Here is a 17,678-nt window from a genome sequence, read left to right on the forward strand (position 1 = left end):
TAACCCAGTGGTCGCCGCAACTCCCCAAGGAGTTGCGGCGACCACGCCGTTTCCGGCGGGCGACCACGCCGTTTCCGGCGGGCGACCACGCCGTTTCCGGCGGGCGACCACGCCGTTTCCGGCGGGCGACCACGCCGTTCCCACGGGCGACCACGCCGTTCCCACGGCGGCTGGCCGCGCGTTGCCGGATCGTCTCCAAACCCCACCCTTCCGCGGAGTCCCACCGCCACGGCGCCCGCTGCGCCGGCCCTGCGCACCCCCTCCTGCACAACCCCGCGCAGTGCCGCCCAATCCCGTGCCGTCCCGCGCCCGCCCCGCGCCGCTCAATCCCGCGCCGCTCAATCCCGCGCCGCTCAATCCCGCGCCGTCCCGCGCCGCGCCCGGTGTTCCGTCCGCGCGGCTGCCCGCTCGGGGGTGCCGTCGGTCGTTCGGGGTGGCGCGTTGAAGGGGTTATCCCTTCGTGTTGGGGGTTCTGGGCTGGTGTACGGACGGAGAACCCCCAAGACGAGCGGATAACCCCTCGTATACGCCACGCCACGCCAGCGCCACCGCACGCTGCGCCAGCGCCACGCTGGGCCAGCGCGCGCTGCGTCAGTGCCACGCTGCGCTATCGCGCGCTGCGTCAGTGCCACGCTGCGCTATCGCGCGCTGCGTCAGCGCCACGCTGCGCCACCGCGCGCTGCGTCAGCGCCACGCTGCGCCACCGCGCGCTGGGCCGCGCCGGGTGTTCCGGCCGCGGCTGCCCGCTCGGGGTGCTGTCGGTCGTTCGGGGTGGTGCGTTGGAGGGGTTATCCCTTCGTGTTGGGGGTTCTGGGCTGGTGTACGGACGGAGAACCCCCAAGACGAGCGGATAACCCCTCGTATACGCCACGCCACGCCAGCGCCACCGCACGCTGCGCCACCGCCACGCCGCGCCACCGCCACGCCGCGCCACCGCCACGCCGCGCCAGCGCCTGCCGCGCCATCGCACGCTGCGCCAGCGCCACGCCGCGCCACCGCACGCTGCGCCATCGCACGCTGCGCCAGCGCCACGCCGCGCCACCGCACGCTGCGCCATCGCACGCTGCGCCACCGCCACGCCGCGCCACCGCCACGCTGGGCCAGCGCCTGCCGCGCCATCGCACGCTGCGTCAGCGCCACGCTGCGCCATCGCACGCTGCGCCGCGCCGGTTGTTCCGGCCGCGGCTGCCCGCTCGGGGGTGCTGTCGGTCGTTCGGGGTGGCGCGTTGGAGGGGTTATCCCTTCGTGTTGGGGGTTCTGCGCTGGTGTACCGGCAGAGAACCCCCAAAACGAGCGGATAACCGCTCGTATCGCGACCGTGCCGGAGCCGTCGCACGTGTCTTGCGTGCCTGCGGCAGGCCGGTGCCGCGCGTACGGCGTGCCGTCACGTCGGTGGCGTCCTACGGGGCTAGCTCAGCTAGCCGTGGCTGGTTCCGCCGCGAGGGTGCAGGCTGCCTCGTCGGCCGCTACGCAACGGCCTCGAATCACGCAGGAGCGCTCAACCCCTGGCGTTGGGGGTTGTCCGTCCGTAGACCAGTAGAGAACCCCCAATCCGAGGGGATAACCGCTCGCCTTGGGGTGGGGAGGGGTAATGGTCCAGGCCGGATGGAAGGGCTGGACGGGTGGTCAGTACTGCGGTGGGGGCTGGCGTATCGGGGGACACGCGGGAATTGCGCGGAGGCTACTGATTGGTCGTATCGTCCTGCGGAGCGTGATCAAGTCGGTACGGAGTCGGCTCGCGTCGGCCTTCGGATCGGTGGGAAGATCGCCCGATTGCTGAGGAAGCAGTTACCTACCGCCTGTCTACCGCGTTGTAACCCTGTGAGCACGCTGTTCGGACCCGGACTGTCGGAAAGGGGGCCGGTAATGGAATCATCTCGTCGCATGGACGCGCCGCGTCTGCCCCTGACCCAGGAACCGGTCGCCGACGCCGGTTCCTTTGGCGTGCGGCAGGCCGGCGGGGTGCTCGAGCGGGCCCAGCGGATCGCCGACACCCTGCGCGAACAGGCCGAGCACGAGAACGATGTGGCCCGCGTCGAGGCCGGCCGGATCCGCGCCGCGAACGAGCGCCTGAAGGCCGAGGCGGATGCTGCGGCCAGGAAGCTCCGGTCGGACGCGATGGCGGCCGCCCAGCGGGTGCTGAGCGACGCGGAGCGGTCGGCTGAGCAGCTCCGGAACGAGTCCGAGGCCGAGGCGGAGCGGGTCCGCTCCGAGGCCCAGGAGGCTGCCGACCGGCTGCGCGCCGAGTCCACCGCGGAAGCCGAGCGGGTACGCCGTGACGCGGCCGCCGCTGCCGACGCGCTGACGGCCGAATCGACCGCCGAGGCCGAGCGCGTGCGCAGCGAGGCGGCTGCCATCGCCGAGCGGCTGAAGGCCGAGTCGGAGTCCGCTGCCGAGCAGCTCCGGGCGACGGTCGCCGAGGAGGTGGCCAGGCGCCGGTCGGAGTCGGAAGCGGCCGCTGAGAAGCTCCGGACCGAGAGCGAAGCGGCCGCCGAGAAGCTCCGGACCGAGAGCGAGGCCGCGGCCGAGAAGCTGCGGGCCGAGTCGCAGGCGGCGGCTGACCGCCGGATCGCGGCCGCCGAGGTCGAAGCGGGCCGCGTGAAGGACGAGGCCGACGAGCTGCTCGAGGAGGCGCGGCTGGCGCGCCAGTCGGCGCAGTCGACCGTCGAGCGGGCCGGCAAGGAAGCGCAGCAACTGGTCGCCGACGCCGGCGAGCAGGCCGCGCTGGTGTCGCAGGCCGCGGTCCGCAACGAGGCCGATCTGATCGCCCGGGCCGAGTCCGAGGCGAGTGAGCTGCGGGCCGCCGTCGAGCGCGAGGTCGAGACCGCGCGGGAGAAGTGCCGGATCGAGATCGCCGAAGCGCACGCGGAGATCGAGCGGCTGCGTGGCGAGAACCGTGCCGAGCTGGAGCGCCGTACGGCGGAGCTCGAGGAGACCGAGCGGGCCAAGCTGGCCGCGATCTCGCTGGAGATCGACAAGCTGCGCAACGAGGCGGTCGCCGAGATCGCCGAGCGCAAGGCCGAGGCGGAGGCCGGTAACGAGCGGCTGATGGCCGACGCGCGGGCCCAGGCCAAGCTGGTCGTCGACTCGATCGAGGCGGACCGCCGGGCGGCCTCCGGCGAGGCGCAGCGGATCGTCGAGGAGGCGAACCAGGCGGCCGAGGCGGCGCTGGCCGAGGCCGAGAAGCAGACGCTGTGGAGCAAGAAGACCGTCGACGACCTGATCGCCGCCGCCGAGTCGGAGGCGCAGTCGATCCGTGAGCAGGCCGCCGCCGACGCGGCCGAACTGCTCCGGAAGAAGCGCGCGCACCTGCGCCGCGTGGTCGGCCGCTCGACCAGCCGGCTGAAGCAGACCCAGGATGCGATCGCCAGGGAGAACGCCGAGCTCACCCAGCTCGCCGAGACCACGCTGTACTCGGCCGGCGAGCAGGCGGAGGCGACGCTGACGTCGGCCAGGCAGGAGGCCGAGCGGGTCACCGCCCAGGCGCAGGCCCGGGCCGACCGGCTGAAGAACTCGGCCGCCCAGGACGCGCAGGAGATCATCGAGCGGGCGAACCGCCGCGAGGCCGAGGCCGAGGCCAGCACCCAGGTACTGCGCGAACGCGCCGCCAACGATCTGTCCGAGGCGCAGCGCCAGTCGCACGAACTGATCCGCAAGTCCCGCGCGGAAGCGCAGCAGATCGAGGCGCAGGCCCGTGAGCACTCCGACACCCTGCGCGCCCAGGCCCGAAAACTTCTCGCCGACGCCGAGGCGAGGGTCGCGGCGTTGAACCAGCGCCGTGATGAGATCACCAAGGAGCTCACCCAGCTTTCGGGTGTGATCGAGGCACTCGCTGTACCGGGGTTCCGCCCAGGTGGTGGAATGTCCTCCAGTGAGGGTTCCACGGGGGAATCAGGATGAGGACGTGACAGTCAGATCCTTGTCAGTGACAATGTGTGATCCACCCACCCATCGAAGTGAGCATCGGAAAACATGAGCAGTGAAAGCCCAACCCCGTTCCGTACCGTTCTGCGTGGCTACGAGCCTGCCCAGGTGGATCAGCACATCCGTGAGCTGACCACCTCCCTGACCGCCCTGCAGCAGCAGTCGGAGCAGCTGCAGCGGCACGTCCAGGAGCTGCAGTCCCGCACGGACGCGGCGGAGGCGGCCGTCATCTCCGCCCAGGAGGACTCCAAGGACCGTGCCCCGACGTTCACCGAGTTCGGTGAGCGGGTCGCGAAGATCCTGTCGCTGGCCGACGACGAGGCCCGTGACCTGGTGACCCGCGCGCGCACCGATGCCGAGGCGATCGTCGCGGACGGTGAGGCGCACGCCAAGAAGGTCCGCAAGGAGGCCGAGCAGTACTCGCTGGACTGGAAGAGCGAGGTCGACGCCGAGGCCGCCCGGATCCTCGAAGAGGCCCGGACCCAGGCCGACGACATGCGTGACGAGGCCGAGCGCGACGCCACCGCGCGCCGCAGCGAGGCCCAGGCGCTGTACGAGCAGGAGCGGGCCAAGTCCGCTCAGGCCGCGGCCGCCTTCGAGACCACCCTGGCCGAGCGCCGGGGCAAGGTCGAGCAGGAGTTCGCCGCCCGGACCGCGCTGGCCGAGCAGCAGCTGGCCGCCGTCACCGACCGCGCCGCGCAGGTGCAGCGCGAGGCCGACCGGTCCCGTTCCGAGGCCGAGCGGTTGTCCCAGCAGCAGCTGGCCGACGCCAACCGGCAGGCCCAGGAGATCGTCGCCGCCGCGAAGGACAAGGCCGAGCGCATCCGTGCCGAGTCCGAGCGTGAGCTCGCGGCCGCGACGCAGCGCCGGGACAGCATCAACGCGCAGCTGACCAACGTCCGCCAGATGCTGGCGACGCTGTCCGGCAGCCCGGCGATGCCGCTCGACCTGCTGGCCGACGACGAGGAAGACGCCACCTCCGGCAGCAAGAAGAACTGAAGAACCCATCACCTGAGAGGCCGGCTCGCGCGACGAGCCGGCCTCTTGGTTCGGCAGGGTGGTTTTATCCGGGTAGCCGGTACTGCTGATCGGCCAGCGGTTCGACGAGGCCGTCGGCGACCAGGCCGTCCAGCGCACGTTCACGTTGTACGGCGTCCGGCCAGCAGGCATCCAGCTCGGATTTCGGCACCGGCGCTGCCGCGGAACGCAGTACGGCGAGCAGGCGGCCGCGGGCCTGGCGGTCCGTGCCTTCGTACGTCTGCCCACGGCGCGGAGGGCCGTCGTACGGCGGACTTCCGGCGAGCACCCAGGCACACTGGGACCGGATCGGGCAGTCGGCGCAGCGCGGCGTACGGGCGGTGCAGATGAGGGCACCGAGCTCCATCGAGGCGACGGCCCAGCGGGCGGCGGTGTGTTCGTCGGCCGGGAGAGCCGCGACGGCGAGGCGCTGGTCCGCGGCGGTGGGGGAGATGCTCGGCTGGGCGACACCGGTCAGCGCGCGGGCGAGGACACGGCGGACGTTGGTGTCGACGACGGCGTGCCGCTGGCCATAGGCGAAGGATGCGATCGCGGCAGCCGTGTACGTACCGACGCCGGGCAGCGCGAGAAGGTCTGCGTGGTCGTCCGGCACCTCGCCGCCGTGACGCTCCACAATCGCCTGAGCGGCGGCGTGGAGCCGGAGCGCACGTCTGGGGTACCCGAGCCGGTCCCAGGCCCGCACAGCCTCACCAGGAGCCTCTGCGGCCAGATCTACCGGCTTCGGCCACCGCTCCATCCACCGCTGGTACGCCGGCAGCACCCGATTGACCGGTGTCTGCTGCAACATGCACTCGCTGACCATGACGGCCCACGCCCCGGCGTCCGGCTCCCGCCACGGGAGGGTCCGCTTGTTGGCGTCGTACCAGGTCAGCACGGGGTCATGGAGCGCGCCGGCTAACGGCGAGCCTGAGTGGTCCAGCACACGGCCGATATTAGAGTGCGCTCCATGAGCAGCCTGCTCCGTCCGGTCGGGCACCTGCCCGCCAGCGTGTACTGGTTCCGCCGGGGACTGGTGCTCGCGGTCGTAGTTGTGCTGATCTTCCTGATCTCGCGGCTGTTCGCCGGCGGCGGTGACGACACCAAGGACGCCGCCTCGACCGACCCGCAGCCGAACCCGTCGGGCGCCCCGCCGGCCAGTGCGCCGAGCACCTCGCTCAGTAGCACTCCGGCGACGACTGAGACGCCGACTGAGACGCCGACGCCCACCCCGAAGCCGACCAAGACGACGCCGCCCGGCGACCAGCCCTGCAAGGGCTCCGATGTCCGGGTCGCCGCGCTGCCGGCGAACCGGAAGATCGCCTCTGGCTCCGCGCTGAACTTCGTCGTCCAGCTGACCCCGTCCGGCGACGGCTGCAAGGCGACCGTCGGCCCCGACCGGCTGACGGTCACGGTGACCTCGGGCAAGGACCTGATCTGGAGCTCGACCCAGTGCGAGAAGGCGATCCAGACCGCCACCCTCATAGTTGCCAAGGGCAAGCAAGCTGCGGTCACCGTGCCCTGGAACGGACAGCGGTCCAGGCCTGGCTGTCTGCCGGGTCAACCGGTCGCCAAGCCTGGCACCTATGTCGTCAAGGCCGAGTACGACGGGCAGCTGTCCGGAGCCCAGGCCTTCCTGGTCGTCTGATCAGCTCGCTTCGGTGGCAGGCTGCGTCGCGCCGGCCGGCTGCTTGCCGAGGTAGGTCGGGGCAGCGAACATCAAGGCCGCGGCGAGCCCGATCAGCAGCACCAGCGCCGGCAGGATCAGCGACTGCGCCATCGAGTCACTGAAGCCCTGGCGGACGATCTCCGGCAGCTTCCCGCCCGAGAACCCCTCGCCGGTCGATGCCGCACCGCCCGCCATCCGCGGCAGGTTGTGCGCCAGCCGCGACTCCATCAGTACGGCGATACTCGCGCTGCCGAGGACCGCGCCGACCTGCCGCGTCGTGTTGTAGACCCCGGCGCCCGCGCCCGCCTGGTGCAGCGGGAGGTTCCGCGTGGCCGTCGTACCGATCGGGGCCCACATGAAGCCGTTCGCGACCCCGAGCAGCGCGATCGGCAGCAAGAGCTCCCAGATCGGTACGTCGGGCTCGATCACCTGGCTCATCCAGAACAGGGACACCGAGCAGCACAGCAGTCCGAACCCGGCGATGAACCGCGGCGGCGTCCGGTCGACGAGCCGGCCCACGAACGGGGCGAGCGCGCCGGAGATGACGGCCATCGGCACCAGCAGCAGCGCCGCCCGGGTCGGGGTCAGGCCGCGGACGGCCTGCGCCCACAGCATCAGCGGGAACGCCATCGCGGTGATCGCGAACCCGACCGTGGTGATCGCGACGTTCGCCAGCGAGAAGTTGCGGTCCTTGAAGAGGCCGAGCGGCAGCAGCGGTTCGCCGCGGGTCCGGGACTGCCAGAAGACGAAGATCGCGAGCACGACGAGGCCGGAGATGATCAGCGACCAGACCGAGATCGGTCCCTTGATCTGACCCCAGTCGTACTTCTGCCCCTCCTGGATCCCGAACACCAGCAGGAACAGCCCGACCGCGCTCAGCACCACGCCGACCAGGTCGAACTTGTGCCGGTGCGTCGGCAGGTCCGGCACCAGGCGCATCGCCAGGACGAACCCGACCAGGCCCACCGGTGCGTTGACGAAGAAGATCCACTGCCAGCCGAGCCCGTCGACCAGGACCCCGCCGAGGATCGGGCCGACCAGCGTCGCCACGCCCGCGGTCGCGCCCCACAGGCTCATCGCCCGGCCGCGCTGGTTCGGCGGGAAGATCCGGGTGATCACCGCCATCGTCTGCGGCGTCATCATCGACGCGCCGAGACCCTGGAACACCCGCGCCACGATCAGCATCTCGATGGTGTTGGTGAGCCCGCACCACACCGACGCCAGCGTGAACAGCGCCAGCCCGGTCAGGTAGAGCTTCTTCGGGCCGACCCGGTCACCGAGCCGCCCGGTGATCAGCAGCGGGACGGCGTACGCCAGCAGGTAGGCGCTGGTCACCCAGACCACCGTGCCGACATCGGACCCGAAGTCCTCGAGGATCGCCGGGGTGGCGACCGAGACGATGGTCGAGTCGACCAGGATCATGAAGAAGCCGAGGACCAGCGCCCACAACGCCGGCCAGGGCCGGACCTCCGGCCTCACACGGTCGTGCTGGGAGTCTTGCGGGGTTGCCATTCCAGGTCCTTGCTCTCGATACGTTCGATGGTGGTGGTGAGCCAGTCGCGCTCCGCCGCGAGCTGACCGCGGACGTAGCCGCCGGCCATCCAGTACGGCTCGGGCACGCCCCGGGCCGCGGCGCCGGCGAGCGCGTCGTCGATCTCGGTGAGCTGCAGTTCGAGGTCCGCGACGCGGCGGCGGAACCGCAGTACCGCGTCGTCGGCGTCGAGGTTGTGCGCTTCACTCAGTACCACCGGGAAGAGCGGGTATTCGTAGACGTACTCCTCGATCGCGGTCTCGACCCGCGACTTCAGCGCCTCGGTGCCGTCCGGGGTGATCTCGTACGTCGTGCGCTCGGGGCGGTTCCCGGCCCGCTCGGTGCCGATCGCGCGCACGTACTTCTGACCGGCCAGCCGCTCGACGGTGTGGTACAGCGAGCCAGGGTGGACCTTGAGCAGCCGGTCGTTGTGCCGCGTGATCAGCAGTTGGTACATCTCGTAGGCATGCATCGACCGCTCCTCGAGCAACGCCAGCACCGAGATCGCCAGCGGTGTGAGCTCGGCCATGATCCTCCACCCGGATTGTTCCGTACGAAATGTTCCACCTGGAGTATTACGCCGAAGAGGCTACCGCGCAAGAGTGGTTAACCCCTCGTGGTGGGGGTTGTCTGCTCGTATACCAACGAAGAACCCCCACTACGAGGGGATAACCACTCCTCGTGGTGGGGGTGTGTTCGGTCCGGCCGGAGGGTTCGCGTGCTTCGGCACAGGTCTCGGGCCGGGGCGGTGGTGGGTATTGCGGGATGCGCGCCGGCGGAGCCAGCAGAAAAGACAGCCCGCCGTACGCGCGTCCTCTCGGTTGCTAGACGTAGCGTTCGAGGATGCTGGATTCGGCGAGGCGGGAGAGGCCCTCGCGGACGGTGCGGGCGCGGTTCTCCCCGACGCCCTCGACCGTCTGCAGGTCGTCGATGCTTGCCGCGAGCAACTTTTGGAGGTGGCCGAAGTGGTCGATCAGGCGGTCGATCACGGCGCCGGGGAGGCGCGGCACCTTGGCGAGCAGACGGTAGCCGCGCGGCGTGACCGCGGCGTCGAGCTGCTCGGCACCACCTAGTTGCAGCGCCCGCGCCACCTGGCCGATGTCGAGCAGGTCGCCGGGGCTGACCGCATCGAGCTCGCCGAGTACGTCGTCGGCGGTCTTCGGGCGGCGGCCGGTCGCGGGCGGGAGGTAGTCGCGGACGACGAGCTCGCGTTCGCCGGCGACACCCGCGACGAGTTCGTTCAGCTGCAGGGTGAGGAGCCGGCCGTCGGTGCCGAGCTCGACGACGTACCCGTCGATCTCGGTGGCGATCCGGCGGACCATCTCCAGCCGCTGCGCGACCGCGGCGACGTCGCGGACCGTGACCAGGTCCTCGATCTCCAGCGCGGACAGCGTGCCGGACACCTCGTCGAGGCGCAGCTTGTAGCGCTCGAGGGTGGCCAGTGCCTGGTTCGCGCGGGACAGGATCGCTCCGGAGTCCTCGAGCACGTAGCGCTGGTCGTCGACGTACAGCGCGATGATGTGCATCGACTGCGACACCGAGATCACCGGGAACCCGGTCTGCCGCGCGACCCGGTCGGCGGTCCGGTGCCGGGTGCCGGTCTCCTGGGTGACGATCGCCGGGTCCGGCATCAGGTGCACGGCGGCCTGGATCAGCCGGGTGGCGTCGCGGTCGAGGACGATCGCGCCGTCCATCTTGCTGAGTTCGCGGAGTCCGGTCGCGGTGAACTCGACGTCGATCTCGAAGCCGCCGGTGGAGATCGCGTCGACCGCCTTGTCATGACCGAGCACGATCAGTGCGCCGGTCCGCCCGCGCAGGATCCGTTCCAGGCCTTCACGCAGCTCGGTGCCGGGTGCCACCGCCGCGAGCGTCGCGCGCAGCCGGGCGCCGGTGCTGTTCTTGTCCGTGTTCGGTGCCACGGAACCTGAGTCTATGCGGTCCTGCGCACGGTGTTGCGCGGATATCCGCAGCCCGCGCGCGAGCATCGCCCGTACCGCGGCCCGCGGCGGCCGATGCGCGTGCACCAGCCCGTGCATCCGGACCGTGCACTCCGGCTTTCCCGTGTGGACGAAGGCCGCGGCGGTACGACGCCTGCCGCGTCAGGGGCAGCGGATGACCTGACCGGCGTACGACAGGCCGCCACCGAATCCGAACAGCAGTACCGGCGCGCCGCTCGGGATCTCGCGCTTCTCGACCAGTTTCGACAGCGCGATCGGGATACTCGCGGCCGAGGTGTTCCCGGACTCCACGACGTCCTTGGCGACCACCGCGTTGACCGCGCCGAGACGCTTCGCGAGCGGCTCGATGATCCGCAGGTTCGCCTGGTGCAGGACGACGCCGCCGAGCTCCTCGGGCTTCAGGCCGGCCTTCGCGCAGACCTGCTGGGCGATCTCCGGCAGCTGCGTCGTGGCCCAGCGGAAGACGCTCAGACCCTCCTGCTGGAACGGGCCTTCGCGGCCCTCGATCCGGACCGCGTCCGACATCTCCGGCACCGAGCCCCAGACCACCGGACCGATCTCCGGCTCCTCGCTGGCCACCAGCACCGCGGCGCCGGCGCCGTCGCCGATCAGCACGCAGGTGGTGCGGTCCGTCCAGTCCGTCCAGTCGCTGAGCTTCTCGACACCGATCACCAGCGCCTTGCTCGCGGCGCCGGCGCGGATCGCCTGGTCGGCGGTCGCCATCGCGTAGGCGAAACCCGAGCAGGCGGTGTTCACGTCGATGGCGGCCGGGTTGCCGAGGCCGAGCCGGGCAGCGACCCGGGCGGCGATGTTCGGCGACCGGTCGATCGCGGTGCAGGTCGCGACGACCACGTAGTCGATCTCGGTGACGTCGATGCCGGCGTTCGCCACGGCCTTGTCGGCGGCGCGCCAGGCCATTTCGTCGACGGACTCGTCGGGCGCCGCGATCCGGCGCTCCCGGATGCCGACCCGGCTCTGGATCCACTCGTCGTTGGTCTCGACCATGGTGGCGAGCTCGTCGTTGGTGAGCACCCGTTCCGGCTGGTAGTGGCCGAGCGCGACAACTCTTGATCCGGTCATCAGGTGCTCCTGCAGTCATCCGGGGGACACCCAGGTTCGACGCTGAACCCGGCGGGGGCGGTCCCCAGGGTACGTTCCCGGCCCGGTGGCTGGTGATCCCCCGTCTCACCTGTGGCGGGGAACACAGCCCGTCAGGCGAGACCGGCGGCCATCAGCGCGGACGGCAGGTCCGGCGCCGCGAACGTGCGCAGCCCGTACTTCTTCTGGATGTCCATCGGCTTCATGTCCTTGCTCCGGTTCGGGACGTCGGCCGGCACGATCGCCTTGGTGAAGCCGAGCCGGGCCGCCTCCGCGAGGCGTTTCTCCAGGCCGCCGACCCGTCGTACCTCGCCGGCCAGGCCGACCTCGCCGATCGCGATCAGCCCGGGGTGGATCGGCCGGTCCATCACCGAGGACGCGACCGCGATCGCCACCGACAGGTCCGCGACCGGCTCGGTGATCTTCACACCGCCGACGGTCGCGACGTACACCTCCTGGTCGGTCAGCTTCAGGCCGACGCGGTTCCCCAGGACGGCGAGCACCATCGCGACCCGCGACGACTCCAGGCCGGACGTCGTACGCCGGGGTTGGGGTGCCGCCGACGGGCCGACCAGGGCCTGCACCTCGGCGAGCAGCGGGCGGCGGCCCTCCATCATCACCGTCACGCACGTCCCGGCGACCGGCTCGGCGTGCTCGGAGACGAACAGGCCGGTCGGGTCGGTGACCTCGACGATCCCGGTGTCGACCATGTCGAAGCAGCCCACCTCGTCGGACGGGCCGAAGCGGTTCTTGGTGGCGCGCACCATCCGGAACCCCGAGTGCCGGTCGCCGTCGAAGGCGAGCACCACGTCGACCAGGTGCTCGAGCATCCGCGGACCGGCGATCGCGCCGTCCTTCGTCACGTGGCCGACCAGGACCACCGCGATGTGCCGCTCCTTGGCGAGCCGGACCAGCGCACCGGTCACCTCGCGGACCTGCGTGACACCACCCGGCGCACCGTCGACCTCCGGGTGCGCCATGGTCTGCACCGAGTCGATCACCAGGAACGACGGCTCGACCGCGTCGACCTGGCCGACGACCGCGGACAGGTCGGTCTCGGCCGCGAGGTACAGCTCGTCGACCAGCGCGTCGGTCCGGCCGGCGCGGAGGCGGACCTGGGCGGCCGACTCCTCGCCGGACACGTAGAGGGTCCGCTGGCCGCCGCGGGCCGACTGGGCCGCGACCTCGAGCAGCAGCGTGGACTTTCCGACGCCGGGTTCGCCCGCCAGCAGGATCACCGCGCCCGGCACGACGCCGCCGCCGAGCACTCGGTCGAGCTCGCCGATCCCGGTCGGGCGGGACTCGGCCTCGATCGCGGACACCTTGGCGATCGGCATCGCGGGTGACGACACCGGGCCGGCGGTGATCCGCGCGGCCTTCGGCGCGCCGACCTCGGCGACCGTCCCCCAGGCCTGGCACTCGCCGCACCGCCCGATCCAGCGCGCGGAGGTCCAGCCACACTCCGAGCACGCGTACGCCGGCTTACCCTTCGACTGAGTCGCCGCCTTCGCCATGAGGACCAACCTAGGCGACGCCCCCGACAAATCCGTTCACCGCCTGTAGAAGCCGCGCCAGAGGGCTTGTACGAGATGGTGTGGGTGGTCGGTGAAATCCGTTCAGTGTGTGAAGAAGCCGCGGAGGCGTTTGAGCCAGGTGGCGGCTGTCAGGTGTGGGGGGTCGTCCTCGACGTGCGGTGGTTCGGAGGCTTGGCGGGCGGCCGCGAGGTACTTCGTCAGGATCTCGCTGTCCGACGTCCGCAGCATCGCGCTCTGTTCGAGGTGGTCGAGCGCGGCGTCGAGCCGGCCGGTGACGACCTCCGCGGAACCGAGGTGCTGCAGGCAGCGGGCATGGCCTTCGCGCTCGTCGACCTCGCCGTAGAGGTGCGCGGCGTGCGCCCAGCGGCTGGCGGCCTCGTGCTTGTTGCGCTGGACCCACGCGGCCACGCCCATCAGTTCCAGCGCATGTGCCTGTCCGCTCAGGTCTCCCGCCGCGGCCGCGCGGGCGAGGGCCGGTCGCAGCTGGTCGAGGGCAGCTTCGGCGTCCTGCCGGTACAGGTGGACGACCGCGAGGTTGATGCCGATCGCGATCTCGGCGGCGAGATCCGGCCCGGGGCGGTTGAGACGGGCGTCGTCCAGCCGGTCGCGGGCGTTGAGGACGGCCTCGTCGCGGTCGTTGCCGGCCGGTGCGCGGTCGGCGCGGGCCAGGTGCAGCAGCGCCCGTTCGACCTGGCGCCGGGTCGTCAGAGCGGCCGCCGTCCGGTTGTGGGTCGCGACGTTGTCGGAGATGCCGAGTCGGGTGCTCGCCGTGTCCAGGTCACCCATCATCCGGTACGCCGTCGCCGCGCGCGCCGCAGCGAGCTCGGTCAGGTCCCGGCGCGCGCACGCCTCGGCCGCAGCGCTCAGCAGGTCACTCAGTTGCAGCAGCGCGTCCGGATCCGCCCGTCGTACGTACCAGGCCTCCAACGCGTCGCAGATCCGCGCGTAGTCGTCGATCGTGTCGGCACGCGCCTTCTCCGCCACCAATAGCTCGACGAGCTGGTCCTGGTTGTTGCCGTACCACTCGGCCGCAGACATCCCGCCGGCCTCGGAGCCGAGCGCGATCATCCACTGCTCAGCCTCATCGGCAGCCGTACGCAGCTCGGGCGTCCCCGGTACGTCGTGTCCGGTGCGCCGCAACGTCGGCCCGTACTGGACGATCGTGATCACGCCGAGCAGCACTGTGATGCCGAGGCCGACCCACTGCACCACACCGCCACTGTCGAGGCTCTGGTTCAGCAGCTCCGACGCAAGGCCGGTCAGCAGCGCCGATGCGACGGTACCGATGACGAGCTGAAAGCGGCGCGTCCTGGACGGCTCTTCCGGTTGTTCTGGCCGTTCAGGTGGCTTCGGCTCTTCGCTCATGGCCTGCTCCCCGTCGTCAGCCCGCGCACCACAGTCCGCCAGAACGACAGCATGAGAACCACCGGCGCGATCGACGCGACCACAGCCGCGGCAGCAACCGGTCCGCTCGACGCGGAGAACTGTCGCGCCTCACCCCACAACACCAGCGACAACGGCGTCGTACCCGGGCCGCTGATCAGGAAGCCGACGATGAAGTCGTTCCAGACCAGTGCGAACTCCAGCACCGCGACGGCGATCAGCGCAGGCCGATACGTTCGCTGAACAGTCGCCAGTACGGCGCTCTGCCGCACAGGCCCCTGCAGTGCCTCGGAAACCAGCGCCGGCGGGGCTGACGCGAACGCGGACCGCAGCAGCAGTACGGCGAACGGCAGACCCGCAGCCGCATGTACCAGCGCCAATGCGACCCGGGACCCGGCCAGTCCAGCCGCATCGATCGCGTCTCGCAGCGGGGCGGCGTACATCTGGACTGGCGTGACTGCGAGTACTACGAAGACCGCCATCACCACGCGGCCGAGTCGGGTCGGCAGACCGCCCCACGCGACCAGGTACGCCGTCGGTACCGCGATCACCAGCAGGACTGCTGTGGCTGCGCCCGCAATGATCACCGTGGACAGCAACGCCCGGAACAGCCCGACGTTGGCGGCCGCTGCGAACGACGAGAACCCGAGCCCAGACAACGACCACCAACCGCGGATACCTGCCTCGCGTGGTGAGTGCAGCGCGGTCGCGACCAGGATGACGGCCGGGAAGATCCACACCAGCGCCACAGCGAAGCCGATGAGCCCGCCGTACCGGCGTACCGCTCGGCCTGGCTTCGGCCGCTCCAGTGAGGGATCCGGCCGTACGACGGTCACCGGCATCGCCCACCGACGTCGACGGAGACCACGTACTCCGATCAGTCCGACCGCCGCGACGATCGCGAACAGTACGACACCCAGTGCTGCCGTCCGTCCGGTGTCACCGCCGGTTGTGGTGGCACGCCACCAGTTCAGTCCGAGTACGTCGGCAGACCGCTGCATAGACCCCGGTACGACGATCAGCACCAAGTCGAAGACCCGCACTGCCGCGATGACGACTGTCAGCGTGACCACGCCGGTGATGGGCCGCAGCAGTGGGATCTCCAGTGCGCGCACTCGCCGCCACCCGCGCACACCTTCGGCTGTCATCGTCCGGGTCACGTCGTCCGGTATGGCGTCCAGACCGGCGCGGAACAGCGAGACGACGTACCCGAGCCAGGTCCAACCGAACGCGGACACCAGCACCAGCCAGAACAGCCCAGGGCCCAGCCAGACCGGACTCGAGCCGAAGAGTCGCGTGAAGACCGCCGTGACCGTCCCGCGCTCCGGCGTCGGGTCGAACAGCAGCCGGAACGTCGCACCGGACACCAGCACCGACACCGCGAACGGGATCACCAACGCGGGCTGCAGGAACGTGGTGACCGCAGGAAGCCGATAGCTCAACAGCGCAAGGGAGAACCCGACTGCGACGGTCGCGAACGCCACCAGGACCCACAGCAGACTGTTGCCCACAGCATGCAGTGCGGCGGGGTCGCCCATCACCGCGAAGTTGCCGAGCCCGAAACCCTTGGCTGTCCGGAAGGCCGCAGCCACGGTGAACCCGATCGGTACGAGCAGCAGGCAGCTGAGCAGCAACGCCGGCAGCCCGAGCAGGTACGGCCCGGCCGGTCGGCGTGGTCTGCCGGCCACCGGGCGGCCGGTGATCTCGCGGCCGACGACCTCGAGGGACAGGCCGTTGGTGTGCAGTCCCATCAGCCCTCCTCCACCTTCCGCAGCGCTTCGATCGCGTCGTCCACGGCAGCAGGTACGACGGTGGGCCCGCGCCCGCCGACCGCGATCAGGAAGTCGGTCAGCACCCGCCACAGCCCGTTGATGTCGCCGATCCGGCCGAGCCGGTCGGACAGGTCGAACTGGAGCTGTTCACCGGGTGTGGCGAGCTGTTCGGCGAGCAGTGTGAGCTCGGAGGAGTAGCCGGAGGTGCGGCCGTCGACGAGGAAGCCACCTTCCTTGATCCACGGGTCCGGGGCAGTTCGTTCGGACAGCCGCCGTACCAGGTCGCGGGCGTCGTCCGTGGTGGGCTTCGGCAGCACCATCACGTCACCGCCGACGACCACCGGCGCTGCAGCTCCCTTGTTCATCGGCGGGAACGTGAACAGGTCGATGTCCTCGGGATCTGCCGCGAAAGTGCGGACCACGGGCTCGGCGAAGTCGGACGCGAGCACCATGGCGGCCCTGCGATGGCCGAACACCTCCACCAGTGCGTCCGGGAACTGCTGGACGAGTGACCCCTTCACTCCGCCTGCCAGCACGTCCGGTGCGGACCACATGGTCCCCAGAAATCGCAGTGCGGCGCCGAACTGCGGCTGCTGCGACGGGCGTGGGTCTGCAGCCGTCGCGAGACCGGCATACACCGACGGCGCGATCCCCAGCAGGATGTTCTCCAGGAAGTCGGTGAGCACCCAGCCGTCACCCGCGGCCAGCGACAGCGGTGTGATCCCGGCCTGCGTCAGCGCCTCGTTCAGCGTCAGCCACTCGTCCCACAGGCGAGGTGGTTGTACGCCGGCCTTCGCGAACACCGAGGGCCGGTACCAGACCGCCGACTTGTGCGCGGTCTTGAACGGCACGCCGTACGTCGTGCCCTCGTGGACCAGGAGCTCCTTCCACAGGCGGGTCCGACCGAGTGGGGCGATGTCGTCCGGGATCGGGTCGAGGGCGTTGAGATGGCGCGGCACCAGACCCGGCTGCGGCAGCATGACGATGTCCGGACGCCGCGTGGTCCGTGCGCCGAACGCGGTCGAGATGTCGTCGCCCAGCGGTACGACCTCGACCGGGTAGCTCAGAGAGCCGAGACCGTCGAGGACCTTGTGGAACGCACGCAGCTCCTGCCCGCTCCAGCTGACGGCCACGCGGACCGCACGCCGCAGTCCCAGCACGTCACTCGAGCAGCCCGCGAGTAGGAGCGTGGCTCCGCCGGCCAGAAACGCCCGACGACTACTCGGCATCGACAAATCCCGTCGTACGGGTCGTGCTGGTCGTGATGAGCAGCAGAGCGACGGACGGGAGGTCGGGGTTCGGGCGGATCGACAGGAGCGATCCCCAGGTCGGTAGGCCGGTCGCGTCCTCCAGCACGATCACCCTCGGGTAGGCGCCGAGTGCCCGGGCCACTCCGGCCAGTCGACGGCGGCCAGGAGTGATCTCGTGCGGGTAGCGGTCCAGGACGTCCTCGAGACCGCAGTTCGTCGCCATCACGAGGCTCTGTTCCCGGGCTGCTTGTTTGGTGACCGGATAGGCCGTGCGGTGGCCGTGGATCACGTTGTCGAGCACAGTGAGGTGCGGAAGCAGTCCACCCTCCGCGGGGACCAGCCGGATCGGTCCGCCGGCCAGGACGATCGCACCGGTCGGTGGCTCGTCCAGTCCGGTCACGATGTCGGCGAGGCGGCGTCGATCGCTGACGCTGGGCACGACGACCGCACGCTGCTCACCGACGTCGATCCGGAGCCGCGCCGGCAGCCCCGGCACGTTTTCGAGCAGCAGTCCGTCCATCCGTGGCTGGCGCCTCCCCAGAAA

At 70.7% G+C, this 17,678-nt stretch carries 14 protein-coding genes; 3 read left to right on the forward strand and 11 right to left on the reverse strand.

The annotated features are described in order from the left end of the window. The coding region (locus ACFYRH_RS08920) for a hypothetical protein (protein WP_387770410.1) at nt 1-199 on the reverse strand (199 nt) is incomplete at its 3' end. Between the two features lie 1,685 nt (nt 200-1,884). On the opposite strand from ACFYRH_RS08920, the gene ACFYRH_RS08925 reads away from it, so the two are divergent. Then, nucleotides 1,885-3,900, forward strand: coding sequence for a kinetoplast-associated-like protein (locus tag ACFYRH_RS08925; RefSeq protein ID WP_387770413.1), 2,016 nt, complete (start codon nt 1,885-1,887; stop codon nt 3,898-3,900). Nucleotides 3,901-3,972: 72 nt separating this feature from the next. After that, on the forward strand, nt 3,973-4,923 hold the full coding sequence (locus tag ACFYRH_RS08930; protein ID WP_387770416.1) for a DivIVA domain-containing protein: 951 nt from the start codon (nt 3,973-3,975) through the stop codon (nt 4,921-4,923). A gap of 64 nt (nt 4,924-4,987) precedes the next feature. On the opposite strand, the gene ACFYRH_RS08935 is transcribed toward ACFYRH_RS08930, so the two are convergent. Continuing rightward, nucleotides 4,988-5,836, reverse strand: a complete 849-nt coding sequence (locus tag ACFYRH_RS08935) for an A/G-specific adenine glycosylase (protein WP_387770419.1) — start codon at nt 5,834-5,836, stop codon at nt 4,988-4,990. A 72-nt stretch (nt 5,837-5,908) separates the two neighbouring features. Between ACFYRH_RS08935 and ACFYRH_RS08940 the strand changes: the two genes are divergently transcribed. Beyond that, nucleotides 5,909-6,586 (forward strand): hypothetical protein, encoded by a 678-nt coding sequence (locus ACFYRH_RS08940; protein ID WP_387770421.1) that lies wholly within the window; start codon nt 5,909-5,911, stop codon nt 6,584-6,586. Here ACFYRH_RS08940 and ACFYRH_RS08945 read toward each other — a convergent pair whose 3' ends face one another. The 9 genes from ACFYRH_RS08945 to ACFYRH_RS08985 all read right to left on the reverse strand — a co-directional run bounded on the left by ACFYRH_RS08945 (nt 6,587) and on the right by ACFYRH_RS08985 (nt 17,654). Then, nucleotides 6,587-8,119: a DHA2 family efflux MFS transporter permease subunit gene (locus ACFYRH_RS08945; RefSeq protein WP_387770424.1), complete on the reverse strand. Its 1,533-nt coding sequence runs from the start codon at nt 8,117-8,119 to the stop codon at nt 6,587-6,589. Then, complete coding sequence (locus ACFYRH_RS08950) at nt 8,083-8,667, reverse strand: PadR family transcriptional regulator (RefSeq protein ID WP_387770427.1); 585 nt, start codon at nt 8,665-8,667, stop codon at nt 8,083-8,085. Before ACFYRH_RS08950 ends, ACFYRH_RS08945 begins: the two co-directional genes overlap by 37 nt. A gap of 295 nt (nt 8,668-8,962) precedes the next feature. After that, nucleotides 8,963-10,057: a DNA integrity scanning diadenylate cyclase DisA gene (disA, locus tag ACFYRH_RS08955; RefSeq protein WP_387770430.1), complete on the reverse strand. Its 1,095-nt coding sequence runs from the start codon at nt 10,055-10,057 to the stop codon at nt 8,963-8,965. Between the two features lie 180 nt (nt 10,058-10,237). Continuing rightward, entirely contained in the window at nt 10,238-11,176 is a 939-nt protein-coding gene (locus ACFYRH_RS08960) for a beta-ketoacyl-ACP synthase III (RefSeq protein ID WP_387770433.1), read from the reverse strand. Nucleotides 11,177-11,307: 131 nt separating this feature from the next. Next, nucleotides 11,308-12,708, reverse strand: coding sequence for a DNA repair protein RadA (gene radA, locus ACFYRH_RS08965; protein ID WP_387770436.1), 1,401 nt, complete (start codon nt 12,706-12,708; stop codon nt 11,308-11,310). Between the two features lie 102 nt (nt 12,709-12,810). Further along, on the reverse strand, nt 12,811-14,094 hold the full coding sequence (locus ACFYRH_RS08970; RefSeq protein ID WP_387770439.1) for a hypothetical protein: 1,284 nt from the start codon (nt 14,092-14,094) through the stop codon (nt 12,811-12,813). Continuing rightward, nucleotides 14,091-15,863, reverse strand: coding sequence for an ABC transporter permease subunit (locus ACFYRH_RS08975; protein WP_387770442.1), 1,773 nt, complete (start codon nt 15,861-15,863; stop codon nt 14,091-14,093). The genes ACFYRH_RS08970 and ACFYRH_RS08975 overlap by 4 nt, the downstream gene beginning before the upstream one ends. Continuing rightward, nucleotides 15,863-17,113, reverse strand: coding sequence for an ABC transporter substrate-binding protein (locus ACFYRH_RS08980; protein WP_387770445.1), 1,251 nt, complete (start codon nt 17,111-17,113; stop codon nt 15,863-15,865). The genes ACFYRH_RS08975 and ACFYRH_RS08980 overlap by 1 nt, the downstream gene beginning before the upstream one ends. Continuing rightward, nucleotides 17,103-17,654, reverse strand: a complete 552-nt coding sequence (locus tag ACFYRH_RS08985; protein ID WP_387770448.1) for a hypothetical protein — start codon at nt 17,652-17,654, stop codon at nt 17,103-17,105. Before ACFYRH_RS08985 ends, ACFYRH_RS08980 begins: the two co-directional genes overlap by 11 nt. Nucleotides 17,655-17,678: the final 24 nt, after the last annotated feature.

The organism is Kribbella sp. NPDC004875 (assembly GCF_042873375.1).
In the GTDB taxonomy this organism is placed as follows: Bacteria; Actinomycetota; Actinomycetes; order Propionibacteriales; family Kribbellaceae; genus Kribbella.